The organism is Shewanella indica (genome assembly GCF_002836975.1).
In the GTDB taxonomy this organism is placed as follows: domain Bacteria; phylum Pseudomonadota; class Gammaproteobacteria; order Enterobacterales; family Shewanellaceae; genus Shewanella; species Shewanella indica.
On the sequence record NZ_NIJK01000021.1, the window covers coordinates 32,063 to 53,612 of the forward strand.

Genomic DNA, 21,550 nt, shown 5'->3' on the forward strand with positions numbered 1-21,550 from the left:
ATGCAGGCTTTTACTATTCATCAGGGAATTGCGGTGCCATTGGATAGCGCCAATGTGGATACGGATCAGATCATCCCCAAACAGTTTCTGTCCAAGGTCACCAAGGATGGCTTCGGTGTCCATCTTTTTCACGACTGGCGCTATCTGGACGATGCCGGTGAGCAGCCGGATCCAGCCTTTGTGATGAACCAGCCCAGATATCAGGGAGCCTCTATTTTACTGGCGCGGGAAAACTTCGGTTGTGGCTCCAGCCGTGAACACGCGCCTTGGGCCCTGGCCGATTATGGTTTGCGGGTGATTATTGCGCCCAGCTTTGCCGATATCTTTTACGGCAACGCCATCAATAATGGGTTATTGCCGGTGATTCTTGAGGCCGCTGAGGTGCAGCAGTTGTTTGAGGAGGTAACGGCGACCGAAGGCAGTGAAATCAAGGTTGACCTGCAGCAGTGCCAGGTTGTTTCACCCTCCGGGAAACGCTTTGCATTTCAACTGGCTGAATCTGCCCGTCATAAGCTGCTTAATGGATTGGATGCCATCGGCCTGACTCTGTCCCATGAGCAGGCCATTGCCGATTATGAAGCCGGGCTACCGGGCTGGCGGGCCTGATCCAATCTGTATATTCAGCGTACACTTGTACAAGAGCAGACCAGTGGCTTGGTAACTGGGCTGCTCTCTTGTGTTCCAAACAAGTATGTTGACCGTCTTAAACTATAATTTGTCATTTAAAAACAATTGTTTGATTGTTTTATCTATAGGGCGGCAGACTAGAGCTTTGAATGCTTAGAGATTTATGCTGTTTGTCTGGTTTAAATTAAGTGAACAAGTGTTTTTATGGGTTTTTGTTTTAGTTGTATTATTTTTCAATAGCTTATGTTGATTCTATAGTGATTTTTCAATCCTTTTTAGCAAACATTAATGCCATTTATTCTCTGTTTTAAGCACTTTTAAGGTGATCTTTGTCACTTTCTTGTCTTTATGTGGTGATTTTTTGGTGTTTTACTCTGTTTTTTGCCTTCTGCTTGCAAAGATATTCTGTGTCAGTAAACTGCGCCGCAACAAAATGGAGTGATTACTCTATTTAGAAATTGCTAAATGAACAGGCAGAGAATAACAATGAAGAAACAACTTATTGCTGTCGCCATTGCGGCCAGCTTTGTGGGTGCAACGACTCAGGTACAAGCGGCGGGTTTCCAACTGGCGGAATCTTCCGCGACCGGACTTGGACGAGCCTTCGCCGGTGAAGCGGCCATGGCCGATAACCCAGCGGTTCAGGGGCGTAACCCTGCCATGCTCAGCTATCTTGAAGGTCGGCAGATCTCTGCCGGGGCCATCTATGTGATGCCGGACGTTGACGCCACAGGCCAGGTTTCGCTGGCATCTCCTTTGCTGCCGCAATCTATCACCATGAATGCCGATGCGCTCGATGTGGCAGACAACGCCGCAGTGCCTAACTTCTATTACTCCAACCAGCTCAACGACAGTTGGACCTGGGGTCTGGCTCTGAACTCCAACTATGGTCTGTCTACCGAACTGCCGGCCGCTCATGCGGCCTCCATTTTCGGTAATAAGACAGCCATTACCACAGTAGAGTTGAATACCAATATTGCTTACCGCATTGATGAGCACTTCACTGTGGGTGCCGGTCTGCGCGGCGTATATGGTGACGGTGAAATCGGTGCTTCGGTTCCCGGCTGGATTGAAGGTGTTCGTGCCATCCCTGGCTTGCCTGCAGAGGTGACCTCGCGTTTGCCTGCCGCCGGTACTGAGCTCAAGCATCTGGAAGGCGATGATTTCGGTTATGGATGGCAACTGGGTGCCAGCTGGCAGATCAATGCTAATCACCGCCTGGGTATCGCCTATCACAGTCACGTTGAGCTGGATCTGGACGGTCAGGCGCGCGGCCTGGTTTATACAGGCGGTACTGCCGAGGTGGATGGTTACCTGCCATTGGAGCTGCCGGCATTTGCCGAGCTGGCTTCTTACCATCAGTTGACCGACAACTGGGCGATGCACGCCAGTATCAACTGGACCGACTGGAGCGTATTCAACAAGCTGGTGGCGTATTTCCCCGGCGAGCAGAAGCCTGTCGGTGGCCTGGAATCCGATCTGGTGAAGGAAGAAAACTTCAAAGACAACTGGCGCTTTGCTCTGGGTACCAGCTACCAGCTGAACAATGCATGGTTGCTGCGTGCCGGTGTGGCCTTGGATAAGACAGCGGTTGACGATGAATACCGTACCATCACTATTCCAGATACCGACCGTCTCTGGTTCAGTGTCGGTGCCGGGTATGCGCCCAGCAAGAACCTGACAGTGGATCTGGGTCTGACCTATATCCGCGCCCATGGTGATGCTCCTATCACTGAGACTCAAGATTTTAAGCACCCCGATACTGAAAAGCGTTTAGCTCAGGTTGCCTTCCAGGGCGATGCCAGCGGCCACGTCTGGTTGGTGGGTCTGCAAGTGACCTACAAGATGTAATACCATTCCGGCCAAGGAATGAGACAAGAGCCCCGCTGAGCGGGGCTTTTTCATATCTGTCAGGCAGGCCAGACCGGCTTGATGGTTATCAAGGTTAGATCTAAGGCTGTTTTATACTTGGCGTGACAGGTCTCAGGGCTTATATTCATGCTATTGCCAACAAAAGAATAATAAGCCCATGAAATATCCATTCCTGTTTGCCAGCGCTATCTCACTGATTTCAATGCCGAGTTTTGCCGAGTCCGATCCTGTCAGTTTGTTTATTCAGGGATTCAATGAGCAAAAGATTGAGCTGATGTTGGCGCAAACCACCGAAGAGGTGACCTGGTTTAATGTCAGTATCACCAAGGTCGACCGACAAGCTTCCGGGCATGCGGAGTTGGGCGCGGCTATGACCGACTATTTTCAAACTTTGCCGGGGGCCAAGGCCAGTATTCTTGGCTCGCTGAGTTCGGGTAACTATGTCAGCACCTTGGAAAAGGTCAGCTGGCAACAGGATGGCGAGCAACACAGCCAATGTAATATGGGCGTTTATAGCTTGAGGGGCGATAAGATTGCCGCCGTCTGGTATTACCCGGCGCAGGAGTGTGATATTCCCGAAGCGGAAATCGGCTTACCCCGGGGCGATCAGCCCTGGCAGCAAAATTAATTCAGCCACCCAAGAAAGCTTTCACGTGCAAAAGAAATATATTATTGCCCTGGATCAGGGCACGACCAGCTCACGGGCGATTATTTTCGATCAGCAGGCCAATATCGTGGCCGTCTCCCAGCGAGAGTTCAGTCAGCACTACCCGCAACCCGGCTGGGTCGAGCATGATCCCATGGAAATCTGGGCATCCCAGAGTTCGACACTGATAGAAGTCATTGCCCGCGCCGGGATCCACAGTGACGAAGTGGCAGCCATCGGCATCACCAATCAGCGGGAAACCACTGTCATCTGGGATAAGCTCACGGGTAAGCCGATTGCCAACGCCATTGTTTGGCAGTGCCGGCGCAGCAAGGAGATCTGTGAGCAGCTCAAGGCCGAGGGGCTGGAGGACTATGTCCGCGACAATACAGGTTTGTTGCTGGATCCCTATTTTTCAGCCACCAAGATTAAGTGGCTGCTGGATAATGTCGAGGGTGCCCGCGAGCGGGCCGAAAGAGGCGAGTTGCTCTTTGGCACGATCGACAGCTGGCTGGTATGGAAGCTGACCGAGGGCAAGGTGCATGTGACCGACCCCACCAATGCGTCGCGCACCATGCTCTACAACATCCACAAACAATGCTGGGATCAGACTCTGTTACAGGCGCTCGACATCCCTGCTTCGTTGTTGCCCGAGGTCAAGCCGTCTATGGCTGTTTATGGCACAACCCGGATTGCCGGTGAAGGCAGTGAAATTCTTATCGCCGGTATGGCCGGGGATCAGCAGGCGGCGCTGTTCGGCCAGCTGTGCGTCGAACCCGGCATGGCCAAGAATACCTATGGCACCGGCTGCTTTTTGCTGATGAACACAGGTGACAAGGCGGTGCGCTCAGAGCATGGGTTGCTGACCACAGTGGCTGTAGGCCCCAAGGGTGAGGTGCAATACGCGCTGGAAGGCTCGGTATTTATGGGCGGCGCGACCATACAGTGGCTGAGGGACGAGTTGGGGCTTATTCGTGATGCCCAGGACACAGAGTACTTTGCCTCCAAGGTAGAAGATACCAATGGGGTTTATCTGGTGCCGGCATTTGTTGGGCTGGGAGCCCCTTACTGGGACGCCAACGCCCGCGGCTCCTTGCAAGGATTGACCCGCGGCGTAAACCGCAACCACATCATACGTGCGGCGCTGGAATCCATCGCCTATCAGAGCCGGGATCTGCTGGATGCCATGAGTAAAGACAGCGCGGTTGCACTCAAGCAACTGAGGGTGGATGGCGGCGCCGTGAGTAACGACTTCCTGATGCAGTTTCAGGCCGATATCACAGATACTCAAGTACTGCGGCCGGCCTTGACCGAAACTACCGCCATGGGCGCGGCATTTTTGGCCGGTCTTGCCTGTGGTTTCTGGGACTCGGTGGAAGATCTTTCTCACCGGAGCGATGTTGAACGTTGCTTCGAGCCGGCTATGGATGAAGGACGGCGGGAGCTGTATTACCGCGGTTGGCAGAAGGCGGTGGACAGGTGTCGCCACTGGCATGAAACCGAGGAACTGTGATGTGCCGGGCGGTTTCTTGTCGGCTGTTATTGTCTCCCATTGAATAGTGACTCAAAATAGTGCCCCAAAGACACCAAAGTGAGCCCGCCATGACAGTGACGACCGAAGACGAATATCTGGCGCAATACAATATCCATGATTATCCGCTGCCGCTAACCAGTGTCGATAGCGTGCTGCTCTGTGTGCAAGAAGGGCAATTGTGTGTGCTCTTGGTCAAGCGTTCCGGGTTTCCCTGCAAGGGGATGTGGGCATTGCCGGGAGGCTTTATCGATCTGCAGCAGGATCAGGATATCGATGCTTCGGCCAAGCGCAAACTTAAGCAAAAGACCGGCATAGTGCCGCCCTACCTGGAGCAGTTACAGAGTATAGGCAATGGCCGCCGGGATCCCAGAGGCTGGTCGGTCACCATCAGCTATTATGCGCTGATGCCTCATCTTGAACCCGTCATGGAAGGGTCTGAAGAGAGCCGCTGGTTCAGCTTGCAGTCGCTGCCCGAACACTTGGCCTTTGATCACGCCGAGATCATAGCCTTGGCACAGGAGCGCTTACGCCAAAAGGCGCTCTACAGCCTGGTGGCGGCTTTTGCCCTGCCGGAAATGTTTACCTTGGCCGAATTGCAGCGAGTGCATGAGGCCATCCTGGGCAAGCCACTGCAGAAGAAATCCTTCCGGCGGCGAATCGAGCAGGCCGGCGTGCTCGCCCCCTGTGGCGAGGGCCGGGCCGAAGTCGGTCGCCCACCCCAGCTCTACCGGGTATTGCCTGAAGCCGCCGATTATCGCTTTGTACGCAACCTGGAAGCTTGAAACGTCATTTGAGCTTCTTTGGTTTATCACTATCTTAGCTATTGGTTTAATTCTTCTTTTTAAATAAGTGTCCTATAGACTCAAAATAAGCTTGACCGCTCTAAGTTGTTGTTTTAGATTAAGTGTCATTAAGACACTTAGTGGTGAGCGATATGGATATCAGTATTGAGCTAGTAAACAAAGATGCGACCCGACAGGCTTTGACTGTTGAGCAATGGCAGTTTGCCGGTGGTGAGCAGCATGTGCGTTTGGCAGGTTTTGATCGACAACAGCTACAGAGCGCGATTATCTACGCCAGGTTGCAGAGCAGTGATGCCATCATGCAGCTGCTGCTGATCAAAGATGCTTTGGACCGCGCCGCCCCCGGCATTCAGGTTTCACTGCAACTTCCCTATTTCCCCTATGCCCGCCAAGACAGGGTTTGCGTCGCCGGTGAGGCCTTTTCCGCCGCCGTGATGGCGGGGTTGCTGCGAAATGCCGGCTTCAGCCAGATCCGCTGCTGGGATCTGCACTCGGTGGTCAGTGAGCAACTGCTGGAGGCCGAGCAGGTACATCAGGCGCAGCTGGTTTGTCAGTTTGCGCAGCTGAAGCAGTGGCTGCAAACCCACCAGGCGGCACTGCTTGCGCCGGACAAGGGCGCCAGCCACAAGATAGCCAAGGTTGCCGATGCGCTGAGTGCCGCCGGGATTGAGGCCGAAGTGTTTCAGGCCAGTAAACGCCGGGATCCGGCGACGGGCGCCATATTGGCATCCGAGTTGGACGCCGATGTCGCTGGCCGCAGTCTGCTGATCCTGGATGATATTTGTGACGGTGGCAGAACCTTTATCGAGCTGGCGCGGCTTTTGAAACAAAAAGGCGCCGCCCGAGTGGGACTCTATGTGACCCATGGCCTGTTTTCCCGCGGAATCGAACCGCTGGAAGGTTTGATTGATGCCGTGTTTACCACAGATTCGCTGCGCCCATTGCATCCGTTTGAGTCGCAAATTGTCGAGCTGCACACCTTGAAACTGTTTGAATAAAAGGAGTTTATTATGAGTATCATCGCCCCCTCAATGCAGAAGGATGTCTACAAAGAGTTTCATGGTCGCGCCTATCATCCTCAGGTGACAGAGGTGTATGCCAACTTCACTTCCCGCAGCGGTCGCAATGCCAACATAATGGATAATGACAAAGTCGCCTTTATTGGACTGCAGTATTTTATCAAGAGCTATTTGATGGAGGAGTGGGACAGCTTCTTTCGTCAGCCCAAGGCGCAGGCCGTGGCCGCCCATAAGCGCATACTCAGTGCCATGCTGGGGTACAGCGTCGATGTTTCTTATCTGGAAAAACTCCACGACCTTGGGTATTTACCGCTGAGGATCAAGGCGTTGGAAGAGGGCACTCTGGTGCCTTATCTGGTGCCGCCGTTGACCATAGTCAACACCCATCCGGATTTCCCCTGGCTGACCAACATGATAGAAACTGTGCTCAGTTGTGAAAACTGGCCGATACAAACCAGTGCCACCACGGCCGTTGCTTACCTGCGTACTTTTAAAGAGTTCGCCGACAAGACAGGCTTGCCCGCCGAGATGATAGCGTTTCAGGGGCATGACTTCAGTTTTCGCGGCATGTTCGGTAAGCAGGCCGCCGCCATGAGTGGTTTTGGCCATCTAGCCAGCGGTTTTGTTGGAACCGACACCATTCCGGCGGTGCTGTTTGCCGAGAAGTACTATGGTGCCGATGTCGATAAGGAGTTGGTCGGCGCCTCAGTGGATGCCACCGAGCACTCGGTGACCTGTTCCTGGATCCTCGAAGGGGAGATCGCCTTCTTCCGTTATCTGATGCAGACCCAGTCTCCCAAGGGGATCCTCAGTGTGGTGTCCGATACCTGGGATTTCTGGACTCTGGTGACTCAATACTTACCTGAACTCAAGCAGGAGATCCTCGAGCGTGACGGCACCCTGGTGATCCGTCCCGATTCCGGTGATCCTGTGACCATTCTCAGCGGTTATAAGCTGGCGCCTGAATCACTTATCCGCGAATGCGGCCTGGATGAAGCCTTGCAAAAGGCGGCCGATAGCGGTTATGAGGCGATAAGTTGGTATGGTGAGTTTATCGGTCTGCAGCGTCAAATCCTGATGGCTTGCGAGGTGAAGGGGCTTATCGAGTGCCTGTGGGACATTTTTGGTGGCACCTTGACCGACAAGGGTTACAAGCTATTGGATAGCCATGTGGGTGCCATCTATGGCGATGCCATCACGCTTGAGCGCCAACGACAAATACTGCAGCGTTTAATGGATAAAGGTTTTGCTTCCAAAGTCGTGCTGGGGATTGGCTCATACAGCTATCAGTATGTCACCCGAGATACCCATGGCTCGGCAGTCAAGGCGACTCATGTGATAAAAGACGGCGAGCCGCTGGCTATTTTCAAGGCGCCCAAGACAGATAACCAAAAGCGTTCCGCCAAAGGGCTACTGCAAGTGGTTATGCAAGACGGGGAGCTGGTGCTGAGAGACGATGTTTCGGTGACTGAAGAAGCCCAGGGGCTGCTGCAAACCGTTTATGAGGATGGCAAACTACTTCGCGAAACCAATCTGGCCGAGATACGTCAACGGGTGGCGGCGCAGCTGTGAAGCCTTGATTCAATGGCCCCAGTGGGCAGGGTCAGACATCGATATCTATGATCTGACCCTTGCCTTCTTCTTGAGGCCTGGATTCATTTTTTGCCTCATCTTCCCTACGACGGTTATGTTTGCGCCGCTCGCGGGCAAAGCCTTTTTGTTCTTTGCGGCGATCGCCGATTCTTTCACGTTTGTCTATCTCGGGAGGCAGTTGCGATTGCGGGGCTTCGTGGCTGTCGGGCGCTATAGCTGAGCTGGTCTTGACCTGCTCCACTTCGCGTTTGGGCTGAAATACCGCTTTGACCGGGCGTGCCAACATGGCGTAAATGCTGTCTAATCCCATGATGTCCCCCCTGATTTAACGGTGTTTTTTTAGTTGAACACCGCATTGTCTGTAAGCCTTATATCCTTTTATCGGCCAGGAGTGTTTAAAATTTAGACTGTTATTGTTGTTTCTGGTTCCTTGGGCTTTTGGGGTAAGAATAAATTGCTTCTTTGCATTCACAATAGCGGTTCGCCGAATGACCTGACGGCTTTAGGTTATAAGGGGTAAATCTGCTTTTCTGTGCCTTTAGTGTTTTGTTCTGGGTTCTTGGAGCCATGACAAAGTTTGCGCTGGATCGTATTACTCACATGCTCAATTTTGGGAAACTTCTCCACAATCATCTCTTTTCACTGTGAAAATCTTCTTGGCCTGTGTCGAAATTTTCCCCTGACAGGTGCGTTTGCACCACTTTTTGCCACTTGGAATTCGCTAATGTAAAAAATGTTGTGACACGCTGCTAACCCGCTTGGTGACTGGCTTTATTCGAGTTTGCATTGCTTGACAATCCTTGTTGACTGTCCCTAAACTTAGCATCTGTGGGAATTTGTGGATATTTGTGGATCTATTAACTGAACAAGGATGAAACCAAGTGTTTTCCGGCGCAAGTGCTTTGAATCTGGATGCCAAGGGGCGGATCGCTATGCCAACGCGATACCGCGAGCCTCTGCATGCCGATCATCAGGGCAAGCTGGTGATTACTGTGGATATCCAATCTCCCTGTCTGTTGATCTATCCGGTAAACGAATGGAACAAAGTTGCCGACAAACTGCTCGGTTTGTCTGATTTCCAACCGCAGGAGCGGGCGATGAAACGCCTGATGCTGGGTTATGCCCAGGAATGTGAGTTGGATACCAATGGCCGGGTTTTGTTGACTCCGCCGCTCAGACAATATGCCTCCTTGGAAAAGAAGACCATGTTGGTCGGGCAGTTGAACAAATTCGAACTCTGGGATGAACAGGTCTGGCAGCAGCAGTTGGCCGACAGCCTGGAGATGATTAAGAGCCAGGGATTGACCGCCAGTGAGCGGCTGGCCGATTTCTCACTCTGATGAGTGAGACCAGATTAAAGAAGAGAGTGATGAGCCAAAACTTTGCCCACCTGTCTGTCCTGCTTCAAGAAACGGTAGACGGGCTCAATATCCGCCCAGATGGCATCTATATCGACGGTACTTTCGGTCGGGGTGGACACTCACGTCAGATCCTTGCCCGCCTGGGGCCTCAAGGGCGGCTGATCGCCATCGACAGAGACCCGGCGGCCATTGAAGCCGCGAAACAGTTCGCCGATGACCCGCGTTTCTCCATAGTTCATGGCGGTTTCGGCCAGTTGGCCGATTATGTTGAGCAACTTGGGCTAGTGGGCAAGATAGACGGCGTCTTGCTGGATCTCGGTGTGTCATCGCCGCAACTGGACGATGCCGAACGTGGCTTTAGTTTTCTGCGTGATGGCCCACTCGATATGCGGATGGATAACAGTCAAGGGCAAACGGCGGCGCAGTGGCTCGCCAGAGCAGAGATTGAAGATATGGCCTGGGTGTTCAAGACCTATGGTGAAGAGAAAAATGCCCGCCATATTGCCCGTTGCATCGCCGCTGACCGTGATGAAAAACCGTTTTTACGCACCAAAGATTTGGCCGGCTTGATCGAAAGGATCACCAAACACAAAGAACGTAACAAGCATCCGGCAACCCGGGTGTTTCAGGCGATTCGTATCTATATCAACAGCGAGCTGGATCAGATAGATCAGGCGCTGGAAGGTGCATTGAAGGTACTGGCGCCCAAGGGCCGACTGTCGATCATCAGCTTCCATTCTCTTGAAGATCGCATGGTGAAGCGCTTTATCCGCCGTCACAGCAAAGGCGAGGAAGTGCCTTACGGCTTGCCGGTGACCGAGGCCGAGCTCAACCGCTCACGGCAGTTGTTGCCCATAGGCAAGGCGATGAAACCGTCGGATGAAGAGATTGCCGTTAATGCCCGGGCCCGCAGTTCTGTACTCAGAATTGCCGAGCGTTTGCCCTACTGAGGTGGCGGTGAGTAAGTCGCAACTCAATCTGGCGCGCATAGTGCTGCGGGATCTTTGGCAGCACAAATGGATTTTTTTGCTGGGCATGCTGGTGTTGGGGAATGCGGTTGCCGTGGTATATACCAGCCACATCAGTCGTACCCAGACCAGTGAGTTGGACAAGCTGTTACAGGAAAGGGATCGCTTGGATATCGAATGGCGCAACCTTTTGCTGGAAGAACAGTCGCAGGCTGAGCACAGCCGGATAACCCGGATTGCGACCAAGGAATTGGACATGATAAGGCCCTTACCCAATGAAGAGGTGGTAGTGAGACTTCCATGAGAAAACAGGCTAAAAGGATTCAAAAGCCCCAACTGATCCACTGGCGACTGCAGGTGGTGGTGGCTTTTGTTTGTCTGTTGTTTGTCTCACTGGTGGGACGCGCTGCCTACATTCAGGTAATAGAGCCGGAAAAACTGCGTCATGAGAGTGATATGCGCACTTTGCGAACCACTTCCAACCAGGTGCAAAGAGGGCTTATTACCGACCGCAACGGCGAAATGTTGGCCGTCAGTGTGCCGGTGCGTGCTGTCTACGCCGACCCCAAGGTGGTTCACGACAAGGATGGCTTCAATGACATGCGCCGCTGGCGGGCGCTGGCCGATGTATTGCACGAGCCGCTGGATGAGTTGCTGGCAAGAGTGCAGTCCAACCCCAGGAAACGCTTTACCTATCTCAAGCGCCAGGTTACCCCGGCGGTCGCGCACTATATCGAGCAGCTGAAGCTACCCGGTATCTACCTTAAGTCCGAGTCACGCCGTTACTATCCGGCTGGCGAGATCAGTGCTCAGCTGGTCGGGATCACCAATATCGATGATGTCGGCATCGAAGGCATTGAAAACACCTACAATAGTTGGCTGACAGGCACTCCCTCCAAACAGAAAGTGCGCAAGTCCCGTGACGGCCGGGTGGTTGAGCGGCTGGATATCATCCAGGAGGGCGAGAGTCCCAACGATCTGGTGCTCAGCATAGATCAGCGTATTCAGCAGTTGGCTTACCGTGAGCTCAAGCGTGCCACCGAAATGAACCAGGCAACATCCGGTTCCGTGGTGGTACTGGATGTGCACACGGGTGAAGTGCTGGCTATGGTCAACACCCCCTCCTATAACCCCAACTCGCGGGAAAACCTGCAGAGCCACAGGATGCGTAACCGTGCCCTGACAGACACCTTTGAGCCGGGTTCGACGGTGAAACCCTTTGTGGTGGTGGCAGCGTTGGAGGCCGGGATCGTCAAGAATGATGAGCTGATCCCGACATCACCCGGTTGGATGCGTATTGGTGGCCGGCAGGTGCGGGATGTCCGCAACTATGGCGATATGTCATTGGCGAAGATTTTGATCAAGTCCAGTAACGTGGGGATCAGTAAGTTGGCGCTGGAAATGCCGGTGCAGCAACTGCTGGGCACCTATCAGTCCATGGGGCTCGGCAACTATTCAGGGATCAACCTGACCGGCGAGAGTGCCGGTTTGGTGCAGGACAGACACAGATGGTCTGACTTTGAACGGGCGACTCTATCTTTTGGCTATGGTCTGACAGCCACCCCGCTGCAGTTGGCGCGAATGTACGCCACTCTGGGCAGCGGCGGCATACTTTACCCGGTATCGATTCTTAAACTGAAGCAACCGCCGGAAGGCACCCGGGTGATAGCCCCGGACGTGGCCCGTGATGTGATCAACATGTTGGTGGGCGTGACCGAAAAGGGTGGCACAGGTACCCGGGCTCATATTGAGGGTTATCCGGTCGCCGGTAAGTCGGGCACCAGTCGTAAGGCGATAGCCGGTGGTTATGGCGATGATTATGTCGCCCTGTTTGCCGGTGTTGCGCCGGCCAACAACCCCAGACTCGCCATGGTGGTGGTGATCAACGAGCCCAAAGGGGACAGATATTACGGCGGCGTGGTGGCGGCACCTGTGTTTGGCAAGGTGATGTCCGGCGCGTTGCAGATGTTGAATGTGGAGCCTGTGAGTGATGATGCTCGCGTACAACTGGCTCAGGTACCTAGGAGAGCAGAATGATGTTATTGCGGGATCTGCTGGCTCCCTGGTTTCATTACTCCGGCGTGGAGGCGGTGGCCGAGCCCTGTCTCGACAGTCGGAAAGTAGTTGAAGGTGGCCTTTTCGTGGCCGTTCCCGGACATCAGGCCGATGGTCGGGAGTATGTTGCCGCCGCCTTCAACAAGGGAGCCGCGGCTGCCTTGTTGCATACGGACGATCCGGATGCCCACGGCAAGGTAGAGCGGGAGCAAGGCTTAACCATTTATTTTTTTCAACTGAGTCGGCAGCTATCGGCGCTGGCTGCCCAGTTCTATGGCATTCACGCGGCCAAGCCACGTTTGGTGGGGATTACCGGCACCAATGGCAAGACTTCCGTCAGCCAGCTAATCGCCCAGTGGGTGTCTTTGCTCGGCGAAAAGGCCGGTGTCATGGGCACTTTGGGGAACGGTTTGCTGGGGGAACTCCAGCAAGCGACCAATACTACCAGTGATGCCTTGGCCGTAATGGCCCGGCTCAAGGCTTTTGAGCAGATGGATGTCAGCGTCTGTGCCATGGAAGTATCCAGCCACGGTTTGGTGCAGGGACGGGTAGAAGCCGCGCCCTTTGAAGTGGCAGTGTTTACCAACCTGAGCCGGGATCATTTGGATTATCACCAGACTATGGAGGCTTATGCCGCCGCCAAATTGAGGCTAATGCGGTTTGCCAGTCTCAAACACGCTGTGATTAACCTAGATGACGCCACAGGACAGGCTTGGTTTGAGGAATTACCCAAGGCCAAGTTGCTCGGCTATAGCATTAAGCAAGATCCCAGAGCGGCAGTTATTGCTGTTAACCCTCAATATCACGCCAAGGGCGTACGCGCCGAGATCCACTGGCCGGAAGGTAAAGGTGTGCTGGAAACCCCGCTGCTGGGCGAATTCAATCTCTCCAATCTGTTGGCGGCGTTGACGGCGCTCTATGCCATGGGTTATCCGCTGCAAAAGCTGCTGTCGCTGTCACCGGCTCTGAAACCCGTGCCCGGACGGATGGAGTGTTTCCCGTCGAGAATAGGTTTTTCGCTGGTGGTGGATTATGCCCACACCCCGGATGCGCTGGAGCAAGCGCTCAAGGCGCTGCGGCTGCATACCGACAACCGCCTCTGGTGTGTCTTTGGTTGCGGCGGCGATCGTGACAAGGGCAAGCGGCCGCTGATGGCCCGCGCCGCCGAGGCTTTTGCCGATCGCTTGATGGTCACCAGCGACAATACTCGCAGCGAAGATCCGCAAACCATCATTGATGAAGTTATGGCCGGGCTGACTCGCCCCGAGTCGGCACTCTCCTGTGTCGATAGGGTGACCGCCATTAAACAGGTTTGCGCCCAGGCCGAGGCGGGAGATGTGATCTTATTAGCCGGTAAAGGGCATGAAACCTATCAGGAAGTTGCAGGAAGCCGTCACCACTATGATGAGCGGGCCTTGGCACTGGAACTTAGCGGAGGCAAGGCATGATCCCTTTGACCCTGCAACAAATAGCAACGGCGCTGAATGCCAAATTGATTCCGGCAACTGCCGCAGAGCAGCTGATTGAGAGTGTCAGCACAGATAGCCGCGATATAGGCACCCAAGGTTTGTTTATCGCCCTCAAGGGTGAGCGTTTCGACGCCCATGAGTTTGCGCCAACGGCGGTCAAAAATGGCGCCGCGGCGCTTCTGGTCAGCCGCGAGTTGGCACTCGATGTGCCGCAGCTGCTGGTGGCCGACCCTCACCAGGCCCTGGGGCAACTGGCGGCTATGGTACGCAGCCTGGTATCACTCAAGTGTGTTGCCTTGACCGGCTCCAACGGCAAGACCAGCGTCAAGGAGATGTTGGCGACCATATTGTCGCAACATGCCAAGGTGCTCTACACAGCCGGTAACTTCAACAACGATATAGGCGTGCCGCTGACAGCCTTGCGACTGGAGCCTGAACACGAATACGCGGTATTTGAGCTTGGTGCCAACCACAAGGGTGAAATTGATTACACCTCGGCCATAGTGCGCCCGGATGTTGCCCTAGTGAACAATGTTGCCAGCGCCCACCTCGAAGGGTTTGGCTCAGAGGCCGGTGTGGCGGCGGCCAAATCCGAGATTTTCAATCACTTGGCCCCAGACGGCTGCGCCATTATCAATGCCGATGACAGATACGCCGAGGTAATGCGTCAGGCTGCGTTAGGCTACCGTCAGTTAAGCTATGGCATTGACGCAGCAGCCGAACTGACGGCCAAAGATTTACAGGCCGATGCCTCGGGGCGTTATCGCTGCACTCTTTGCTGGCAGCAACAGGAGTATTCGCTGGCGCTGCCGCTGGCCGGCCGACACCAGGTGGCCAATGCCCTGGCGGCAACTTCGGTTTGCCTGGCGCTGAGCCTGGATATGGCAAGCATTATCTCTGGCTTGCAACAGATGCAGCCGGTCAAGGGACGCATGCTGCCCACTGAGCTTGGGCGAGTGCAGCTGATCGACGATAGCTATAACGCCAATCCGGCCTCGGTCAAGGCTGCGATCAACTGGCTTCACGAAATTCACGGAAATCGCATTCTGGTACTGGGCGATTTGGGGGAATTAGGCGACAATGCCCCCCTTTTGCATCGCGAGCTGGGTGAGTATGCCCGGGAGGCCGGGATAGATGCCCTGTTTTGCAGCGGTCAATTAACCCAGAACACCAGCCAGGGGTTTGGTACGGAACATCTGGATACCCAAGGGCGTTTGGTGGAAAGTTTAATCAAATATATCAATCAGTTGTCAGGGAGTGTCACTGTATTGGTCAAGGGTTCACGCAGCATGCGTATGGAGCGTGTGGTCGAGGCCCTTAAATCAGCCTTCGGGCGTGGGGAGTTAGTGTAGATGCTGGTGTATCTGGCGGAGTATCTAACCCAGTTTTATACCGGGTTTAACGTGTTTTCCTATTTGACCTTCAGAGCTATTCTGGGGTTGTTAACCGCCCTCAGCTTCGCGCTCTGGTGGGGGCCCAAGTTGATTGAACGTTTGCAGCTTTTGCAGATAGGCCAGGTGGTGCGTAACGATGGCCCTGAGTCACATTTCAGTAAGCGTGGCACCCCAACAATGGGTGGATTGCTGGTGCTGGCGGGGATCTTTATCAGTGTCCTGCTGTGGGGCGATCTCGGTAACCGTTATGTCTGGGTGATGTTATTCGTTCTGGGCAGCTTTGGCCTCATCGGTTTCCTCGATGATTACCGCAAGGTGGTGCGTAAGGATCCCAAGGGGCTGGTGGCCCGTTGGAAGTACATTTTACAGTCGCTGGCGGCAATTGCTGTGGCCTTTTATCTCTACGCCACCGCGGCCCTGCCGGGTGAAACCCAATTGGTGGTGCCTTTCTTCAAGGATGTGATGCCGCAGCTGGGGCTATTTTTTGTGGTACTGGCCTATTTCACCATAGTGGGTTCGAGCAATGCGGTTAACCTGACCGACGGCCTCGATGGCTTGGCGATTATGCCGACCGTTATGGTTGCGGCGGCGTTCGCGCTTATTGCTTACCTCTCCGGCCATGCGCAATTTGCCGGCTATCTGCATATTCCGCATCTGCCTGGCGCCGGTGAACTGGTGATTGTCTGCACCGCGATAGTCGGTGCCGGTCTTGGTTTCCTTTGGTTCAACACCTATCCGGCACAAGTGTTTATGGGCGACGTGGGCTCGTTGTCACTGGGCGCGGCGCTCGGCACCATGGCAGTGCTGGTACGCCAGGAAATCTTGCTGGTGATCATGGGCGGTGTATTCGTAATGGAGACTGTGTCAGTCATCCTTCAGGTTGGATCCTATAAGCTGCGTGGCCAACGGATTTTCCGTATGGCACCCATACACCACCACTATGAATTGAAAGGTTGGCCCGAGCCCAGAGTGATAGTGCGTTTCTGGATTATCTCTTTGTTCCTGGTTCTGCTGGGATTGGCCACCCTGAAGTTGAGGTAAACAGTCATGATGAGTCGCTGTTCGCACATAGTGTTGGGATTGGGGGCCACAGGCTTGTCTGTGGTGCGCTATCTGGTGGCTCAGGGGCATGCCCCTATGGTGATGGACAGCCGCCGCAATCCACCCGGTGCTGAGGCGCTGAAAAATGAGTTTCCGGATCTGGAGTTTTGCTTCGGTGGTTTCGATTGCCGTGGTCTGGTGCAGGCCGAGCAGATCATCATCAGTCCAGGGATCCCCATGGATACCCCCGAAGTAAGGGCAGCGTTGGATATGGGCATAGAAGTGATCGGCGATGTGGAACTGTTTGCCCGCGCCATCGCCGACAAGGGCCCATGTGTGCTGGCGATTACCGGTTCCAATGGCAAGTCGACTGTGACGACTCTGGTCGGTGAAATGCTCAAAGCCGGTGGCAAGCAAGCCGCCATCGGCGGCAACATAGGGGTGCCGGCGTTGGAGCTTTTGGGCGAAAACGTCAGTCACTATGTGCTGGAGCTATCCAGTTTCCAGTTGGAAACCACTCATAGTCTCAAGTGTTTGGCGGCAACTTGCCTGAACATTTCTGAAGACCACATGGACAGATACAGCGACCTGGAAGCCTATCGTCAGGCCAAACTGCGGCTCTATGAACTGAGCCGACTGGCGATTTTCAACCGGGATGATCCGCAAACTCAGCCCATGTCACCCATGAACAACAACAGCTTTGGTTTGGGTAACCCCGAAGGGGATGAGTGGGGGATCACCGACGGCAAGATTTTCCACGGCAGCAGTGAAATCATGAATCTGATGGATGTGGCACTGCTCGGCAGCCATAACCACGCCAACCTGCTGGCCGCCATGGCGTTGGCCGATGCGGCCGGCGTGGATAAGGAAGCCATGGCCAGAGTGGCCCGCGAGTACAAAGGCTTGCCGCACAGATGTGAACTGGTGGCGGTCAAGAATGGCGCCACCTGGATCAACGATTCCAAGGCCACCAATGTGGGCGCTACCGTGGCTGCGCTCGAAGGGCTCAGCGACTACCTCGGTGATGTTATCCTGATTGCCGGTGGTGATGGTAAAGGAGCCGATTTCCGGCCGCTTGCCAATGCGCTCGGCTCTGTGACTCACCTTATTACCCTGGGGCGAGACGGTGACAAGATTGCGGCATTGAAAGAGGGCGCCATCAAGGTTGGCTCCATGGCAGAAGCCGTGAGCAAAGCCGCCGAGCTGGCGAGTTCCGGAGACATAGTCTTGTTGTCACCGGCCTGTGCCAGCCTGGATATGTACAGCAACTTTATGGCCAGAGGCGATGATTTCCGCCAACTGGTGGAGGCGCTGGATGAGCAGTGATGAACGACAACTCAGCCTGTTCGGAACCAGCCTCAAGTGGCGCTGGCCCGACTGGTTCGGTGAGAAGCAATCGCAGGGCATGCAACTGTATGACCGGCGTTTGCTGCTTGCCGTTTTGTCGTTGATCGCCTTTGGCTTTGTGATGGTGATGTCGGCTTCTATGCCGGAAGCCCAGAGCCTGACAGGTAATCCGTTTCACTTTGTGACCCGTCATCTGTTTTATCTGGTGGGTTGCGTGGTGATAGCCGCAGTGGTGTTGCAGGTAGAGATGCAGCGCTGGCAGCAACTGAGTCCGCTGATGCTGTTGCTGGTTGGAGTCATGTTGGTAGCTGTGCTGGCAGTAGGCACCACGGTAAACGGCGCGACACGCTGGCTGTCGCTGGGGCCGGTGAGAATTCAGGTGGCCGAGATAGCCAAGTTTGTTTTTGCGGTCTACATGGCCGGTTATCTGGTTAGGCGGCATCAGGAAGTGCGTGAAAACGCCAAGGGTTTTTACAAGCCGATTGCGGTTTTTGCCGTCTATGCCTTCTTGATCCTGATGCAACCTGATCTGGGGACTGTGGTGGTGCTGTTTGTTGGCACAGTCGGGCTGCTGTTTTTGGCCGGCGCCCGTTTGCTGGACTTCTTTGCGTTAATCCTTGCAGGGGTTATGACCTTTGTGGCTTTGGTTCTGCGGGAGCCCTACCGGATGCGGCGGGTAACTTCCTTCCTCGACCCCTGGCAGGATCCGTTCGGCAGTGGTTACCAGTTGACTCAGTCGCTGATGGCCTATGGCCGCGGCGACTGGTTTGGTCAGGGACTTGGTAATAGCATCCAGAAACTGGAATACCTGCCGGAGGCGCACACTGACTTTATCTTTGCCGTTATAGGGGAAGAGCTTGGATTTATGGGCATTATCGCTGTGCTGGCGGTACTGCTGTTTGTGGCGCTGCGGGCAATTCGTCTCGGCAGTCAATGCTTGGCCATGGATCGGGCATTTGAGGGTTATCTGGCCTACGCCATAGGGATCTGGATCTGTTTCCAGACTGTGGTGAACGTGGGCGCCAGTATCGGCATTTTGCCGACCAAGGGGCTGACACTGCCCTTTATCAGCTATGGCGGCAGTAGTCTCTGGGTGATGACGGCTGCGGTCATGATGCTGATCCGGATAGATCATGAGCGGCGTCTCAGCCTGATCCAGGCGGTGCAGGGGAGGCTGAAGTCATGAAGGGTAACAATTTGAATAACAAACGTATTTTAGTGATGGCCGGTGGTACCGGCGGTCACGTTTTTCCGGCGTTGGCAGTGGCCAGACGCCTGGCACAGCAGGGTTGGCAGGTGCGTTGGCTGGGTACGGCAGACCGGATGGAGGCGCGCTTGGTGCCTCAACACGGCTTTGACATAGATTTTATCGACATCAAGGGCGTGCGCGGCAACGGCATAGTGCGCAAGCTGGCGGCACCTTTCAAGGTGCTGCGCTCGATTATTCAAGCGCGCAGGGTCATCCGCGAATTTCGGCCGGATGTGGTGTTGGGCATGGGCGGCTTTGCCAGCGGTCCGGGCGGCGTTGCCGCCAAGCTCAGTGGTATTCCGTTGGTGTTGCATGAGCAAAACGCCATTCCGGGGATGACCAATAAGCTGCTTTCCCGTATCGCCACTAAGGTGCTGTGCGCCTTTGCCAATACCTTCGAGCCGGGTAAGGCCGAAGTGGTGGGCAACCCTATTCGCCAGGAGCTTATCACTCTGGGTGGGCAGCCCAGAGCCCAGCATCAGGATGCGCTGAAAATTCTGGTCGTCGGTGGCAGTTTGGGGGCCAAGGTATTCAACGACCTTATGCCGGCCGTGGTTGCCGAGGTCAGCAAGTCACAGTCGGTGACGGTTTGGCATCAGGTGGGTAAGGGCAATCAGGCGCCGGTGGAAGCCGAATATCAGCAGCTGGGACAAGACGGCAGAGTCAAAGTGGCTGAGTTTATCGATGATATGGAAGCCGCCTATCGCTGGGCCGATGTGGTCATCTGCCGCGCCGGAGCCTTAACCGTTTCCGAGTTGGCGGCCGTTGGCCTGCCCAGCCTGTTGGTGCCTTATCCCCATGCGGTGGATGATCACCAGACCCGCAACGCCCAGGTGTTGGTGGATGCGGGTGCGGCCTTCCTGTTGCCGCAGCCTATTGTCGATGTGCCCAGGCTGGCGAATAAGCTGGCCTTGCTTGGCAGTGATAGAAATGAATTGGCCCTGATGGGGCAAAGAGCCAGAGCGGCCGCCGTGCTGGATGCGACCGATAAAGTCGCCCAAGTCTGTATCGAACTGGCAGAGAAAGGAAATAGATGAATAACAGAGCAGAGAAATACGCCCAGCTTCGCGCCATGATCCCGGAAATGCGCCGGGTGCGTCGTATTCACTTTGTTGGCATAGGTGGTGCCGGCATGGGGGGCATTGCCGAGGTTCTGGTCAACGAAGGTTATCAGGTCAGTGGTTCGGATATTGCTGAAAATGCCGTGACTGAGCGTTTGGCGGCTCTGGGTGCTCGCATCATTATCGGCCACAGTGCCGAGGCTGTGGTGAACGTTGATGTGGTGGTGGTTTCCACCGCGATTAAAGCGGATAACCCGGAAGTCGCGGCCGCCAGAGCCAGCCGCACTCCGATAGTGCGCCGTGCCGAGATGCTGGCCGAGCTGATGCGTTACCGTCATGGGGTGGCGATTGCCGGCACCCATGGCAAAACCACTACAACCAGCCTTATCGCCAGTGTTTATGGCCAGGCCGAGCGGGATCCGACCTTTGTAATAGGTGGTCTGCTCAATAGTGCCGGCACCAATGCTCGCTTGGGGCACAGCCGTTACCTTATCGCCGAGGCCGATGAGAGTGATGCCAGCTTCCTGCATCTGCAGCCCATGGTGAGTGTGGTAACCAATATTGAAGCCGACCATATGGATACTTATGGCGGCGATTTTGAGAAGTTGAAAACCACCTTTGTGGACTTCCTGCATAACCTGCCGTTCTACGGCGTGGCCGTGCTCTGTATCGATGATCCTGTGGTGAAAGAGATCATGTCGCGTATTGGTCGCCACATGGTGACCTATGGCTTCAGTGATGAGGCCGATGTGCAGGCACTCAACTTTAGCCAGGAAGGGCCTCAATGCCGTTTCACCGTGCGTCGCAAGGGGCGGGACGACTTGGAGCTGCTGCTGAATCTGCCGGGACGGCACAATGTGCTGAACGCCTTGGCGGCGATTGCCGTGGCCAGTGAAGATGATATAGATGATGCCGCCATAGTGCAGGCGCTGGCGGAGTTCCAGGGAATTGGCCGCCGCTTCCAGCACCTGGGGGCCTTCGATACTCCCAAGGGCGAGGTGATGCTGGTTGATGATTACGGCCATCATCCCAGTGAAGTCGCTGCCACTATCAAGGCGGCTCGTGCCGGTTGGCCTAATAAGCGCCTGGTGATGGCTTATCAGCCACACAGATATAGTCGCACCCGGGATCTGTACGAGGACTTTGTCGAAGTATTGTCTCAGGTCGATGGCCTATTGCTGCTGGAGGTCTATCCCGCCGGTGAAGCACCTATCGCGGGAGCAGACAGCCGCGCGTTGTGCCGCAGCATCAGATTGCGTGGTCAGGTCGACCCTATCTATGTCGCTACGCCGGAGCAGTTGCAGGAGATACTGCCGGATGTGCTCAAGGACGGCGATCTGCTGATGACCCAAGGCGCCGGCAATATAGGCGCCCTGGCGCGCCAACTGGCGAGCAGCAAACTGGGGTTTAGTGATGATAACAAAGATACGATTGCTGAATAGATTTCCGCCGCTTAATGGCTTGAAAACAGTATCTTTTGACCAAGAAAACCAGCCCTATATAATGGCCGG

At 54.8% G+C, this 21,550-nt stretch carries 19 protein-coding genes; 18 read left to right on the forward strand and 1 reads right to left on the reverse strand.

The genetic code is table 11. From position 1 onward, the window contains the following. From leuD to CX650_RS04785, 7 genes are all read left to right on the forward strand, one after another. Positions 1–606, forward strand: a complete 606-nt coding sequence (gene leuD, locus CX650_RS04755; RefSeq protein ID WP_101095151.1) for a 3-isopropylmalate dehydratase small subunit — start codon at positions 1–3, stop codon at positions 604–606. 507 nt (positions 607–1,113) lie between these two features. After that, positions 1,114–2,478: an outer membrane protein transport protein gene (locus tag CX650_RS04760; protein WP_101095152.1), complete on the forward strand. Its 1,365-nt coding sequence runs from the start codon at positions 1,114–1,116 to the stop codon at positions 2,476–2,478. Positions 2,479–2,656: 178 nt separating this feature from the next. Next, positions 2,657–3,127 (forward strand): nuclear transport factor 2 family protein, encoded by a 471-nt coding sequence (locus CX650_RS04765; RefSeq protein ID WP_101095153.1) that lies wholly within the window; start codon positions 2,657–2,659, stop codon positions 3,125–3,127. Positions 3,128–3,152: 25 nt separating this feature from the next. Continuing rightward, on the forward strand, positions 3,153–4,658 hold the full coding sequence (glpK, locus tag CX650_RS04770; RefSeq protein WP_101095154.1) for a glycerol kinase GlpK: 1,506 nt from the start codon (positions 3,153–3,155) through the stop codon (positions 4,656–4,658). Positions 4,659–4,747: 89 nt separating this feature from the next. Then, positions 4,748–5,461 (forward strand): NUDIX hydrolase, encoded by a 714-nt coding sequence (locus CX650_RS04775; protein ID WP_101095155.1) that lies wholly within the window; start codon positions 4,748–4,750, stop codon positions 5,459–5,461. A 152-nt stretch (positions 5,462–5,613) separates the two neighbouring features. Then, on the forward strand, positions 5,614–6,480 hold the full coding sequence (gene prs, locus CX650_RS04780; RefSeq protein WP_101095156.1) for a ribose-phosphate diphosphokinase: 867 nt from the start codon (positions 5,614–5,616) through the stop codon (positions 6,478–6,480). 12 nt (positions 6,481–6,492) lie between these two features. After that, positions 6,493–8,073 (forward strand): nicotinate phosphoribosyltransferase, encoded by a 1,581-nt coding sequence (locus CX650_RS04785; protein WP_101095157.1) that lies wholly within the window; start codon positions 6,493–6,495, stop codon positions 8,071–8,073. A 31-nt stretch (positions 8,074–8,104) separates the two neighbouring features. Here the strand turns inward: CX650_RS04785 and CX650_RS04790 are convergent, their stop codons facing one another. Beyond that, a complete protein-coding gene (locus tag CX650_RS04790; protein ID WP_052248197.1) occupies positions 8,105–8,404 on the reverse strand; it encodes a hypothetical protein in 300 nt (99 codons plus the stop codon). Between the two features lie 571 nt (positions 8,405–8,975). On the opposite strand from CX650_RS04790, the gene mraZ reads away from it, so the two are divergent. Genes mraZ through murC form a run of 11 tightly spaced genes read left to right on the forward strand, consistent with a single transcriptional unit; the run spans position 8,976 to position 21,481 of the window. Then, entirely contained in the window at positions 8,976–9,434 is a 459-nt protein-coding gene (gene mraZ / locus CX650_RS04795) for a division/cell wall cluster transcriptional repressor MraZ (RefSeq protein ID WP_039035209.1), read from the forward strand. A 29-nt stretch (positions 9,435–9,463) separates the two neighbouring features. Then, positions 9,464–10,405, forward strand: a complete 942-nt coding sequence (gene rsmH / locus CX650_RS04800) for a 16S rRNA (cytosine(1402)-N(4))-methyltransferase RsmH (RefSeq protein WP_101095158.1) — start codon at positions 9,464–9,466, stop codon at positions 10,403–10,405. Between the two features lie 7 nt (positions 10,406–10,412). Beyond that, positions 10,413–10,727, forward strand: a complete 315-nt coding sequence (gene ftsL / locus CX650_RS04805; protein WP_101095167.1) for a cell division protein FtsL — start codon at positions 10,413–10,415, stop codon at positions 10,725–10,727. Then, complete coding sequence (locus tag CX650_RS04810; protein ID WP_039035207.1) at positions 10,724–12,460, forward strand: penicillin-binding transpeptidase domain-containing protein; 1,737 nt, start codon at positions 10,724–10,726, stop codon at positions 12,458–12,460. Before ftsL ends, CX650_RS04810 begins: the two co-directional genes overlap by 4 nt. After that, entirely contained in the window at positions 12,457–13,926 is a 1,470-nt protein-coding gene (murE, locus tag CX650_RS04815; protein WP_101095159.1) for a UDP-N-acetylmuramoyl-L-alanyl-D-glutamate--2,6-diaminopimelate ligase, read from the forward strand. The genes CX650_RS04810 and murE overlap by 4 nt, the downstream gene beginning before the upstream one ends. Beyond that, positions 13,923–15,299 (forward strand): UDP-N-acetylmuramoyl-tripeptide--D-alanyl-D-alanine ligase, encoded by a 1,377-nt coding sequence (locus tag CX650_RS04820; RefSeq protein WP_101095160.1) that lies wholly within the window; start codon positions 13,923–13,925, stop codon positions 15,297–15,299. The genes murE and CX650_RS04820 overlap by 4 nt, the downstream gene beginning before the upstream one ends. Then, positions 15,300–16,382 (forward strand): phospho-N-acetylmuramoyl-pentapeptide-transferase, encoded by a 1,083-nt coding sequence (gene mraY / locus CX650_RS04825; RefSeq protein WP_071237737.1) that lies wholly within the window; start codon positions 15,300–15,302, stop codon positions 16,380–16,382. Between the two features lie 6 nt (positions 16,383–16,388). Then, a complete protein-coding gene (gene murD, locus CX650_RS04830) occupies positions 16,389–17,708 on the forward strand; it encodes a UDP-N-acetylmuramoyl-L-alanine--D-glutamate ligase (protein ID WP_025010891.1) in 1,320 nt (439 codons plus the stop codon). Beyond that, positions 17,698–18,915, forward strand: coding sequence for a cell division protein FtsW (gene ftsW, locus CX650_RS04835; RefSeq protein ID WP_101095161.1), 1,218 nt, complete (start codon positions 17,698–17,700; stop codon positions 18,913–18,915). Before murD ends, ftsW begins: the two co-directional genes overlap by 11 nt. Next, positions 18,912–20,015 carry an undecaprenyldiphospho-muramoylpentapeptide beta-N-acetylglucosaminyltransferase gene (murG, locus tag CX650_RS04840; RefSeq protein ID WP_101095162.1) on the forward strand — a complete coding sequence of 368 codons (1,104 nt, stop codon included), beginning with the start codon at positions 18,912–18,914 and terminating at the stop codon, positions 20,013–20,015. The genes ftsW and murG overlap by 4 nt, the downstream gene beginning before the upstream one ends. Next, positions 20,012–21,481 carry a UDP-N-acetylmuramate--L-alanine ligase gene (murC, locus tag CX650_RS04845; RefSeq protein ID WP_101095163.1) on the forward strand — a complete coding sequence of 490 codons (1,470 nt, stop codon included), beginning with the start codon at positions 20,012–20,014 and terminating at the stop codon, positions 21,479–21,481. The genes murG and murC overlap by 4 nt, the downstream gene beginning before the upstream one ends. The last annotated feature ends 69 nt before the right edge of the window (positions 21,482–21,550 follow it).

What these genes read in the sequence shown, in the direction of transcription:
- leuD (WP_101095151.1), top strand. Translation starts at nt 1, where the DNA reads ATGCAGGCTTTTACTATTCATCAGGGAATTGCGGTGCCATTGGATAGC.
- CX650_RS04760 (WP_101095152.1), top strand. Translation starts at nt 1,114, where the DNA reads ATGAAGAAACAACTTATTGCTGTCGCCATTGCGGCCAGCTTTGTGGGT.
- CX650_RS04765 (WP_101095153.1), top strand. Translation starts at nt 2,657, where the DNA reads ATGAAATATCCATTCCTGTTTGCCAGCGCTATCTCACTGATTTCAATG.
- CX650_RS04775 (WP_101095155.1), top strand. Translation starts at nt 4,748, where the DNA reads ATGACAGTGACGACCGAAGACGAATATCTGGCGCAATACAATATCCAT.
- prs (WP_101095156.1), top strand. Translation starts at nt 5,614, where the DNA reads ATGGATATCAGTATTGAGCTAGTAAACAAAGATGCGACCCGACAGGCT.
- CX650_RS04785 (WP_101095157.1), top strand. Translation starts at nt 6,493, where the DNA reads ATGAGTATCATCGCCCCCTCAATGCAGAAGGATGTCTACAAAGAGTTT.
- CX650_RS04790 (WP_052248197.1), bottom strand. Translation starts at nt 8,404, where the DNA reads ATGGGATTAGACAGCATTTACGCCATGTTGGCACGCCCGGTCAAAGCG.
- rsmH (WP_101095158.1), top strand. Translation starts at nt 9,464, where the DNA reads ATGAGCCAAAACTTTGCCCACCTGTCTGTCCTGCTTCAAGAAACGGTA.
- CX650_RS04810 (WP_039035207.1), top strand. Translation starts at nt 10,724, where the DNA reads ATGAGAAAACAGGCTAAAAGGATTCAAAAGCCCCAACTGATCCACTGG.
- murE (WP_101095159.1), top strand. Translation starts at nt 12,457, where the DNA reads ATGATGTTATTGCGGGATCTGCTGGCTCCCTGGTTTCATTACTCCGGC.
- CX650_RS04820 (WP_101095160.1), top strand. Translation starts at nt 13,923, where the DNA reads ATGATCCCTTTGACCCTGCAACAAATAGCAACGGCGCTGAATGCCAAA.
- mraY (WP_071237737.1), top strand. Translation starts at nt 15,300, where the DNA reads ATGCTGGTGTATCTGGCGGAGTATCTAACCCAGTTTTATACCGGGTTT.
- murD (WP_025010891.1), top strand. Translation starts at nt 16,389, where the DNA reads ATGATGAGTCGCTGTTCGCACATAGTGTTGGGATTGGGGGCCACAGGC.
- ftsW (WP_101095161.1), top strand. Translation starts at nt 17,698, where the DNA reads ATGAGCAGTGATGAACGACAACTCAGCCTGTTCGGAACCAGCCTCAAG.
- murG (WP_101095162.1), top strand. Translation starts at nt 18,912, where the DNA reads ATGAAGGGTAACAATTTGAATAACAAACGTATTTTAGTGATGGCCGGT.
- murC (WP_101095163.1), top strand. Translation starts at nt 20,012, where the DNA reads ATGAATAACAGAGCAGAGAAATACGCCCAGCTTCGCGCCATGATCCCG.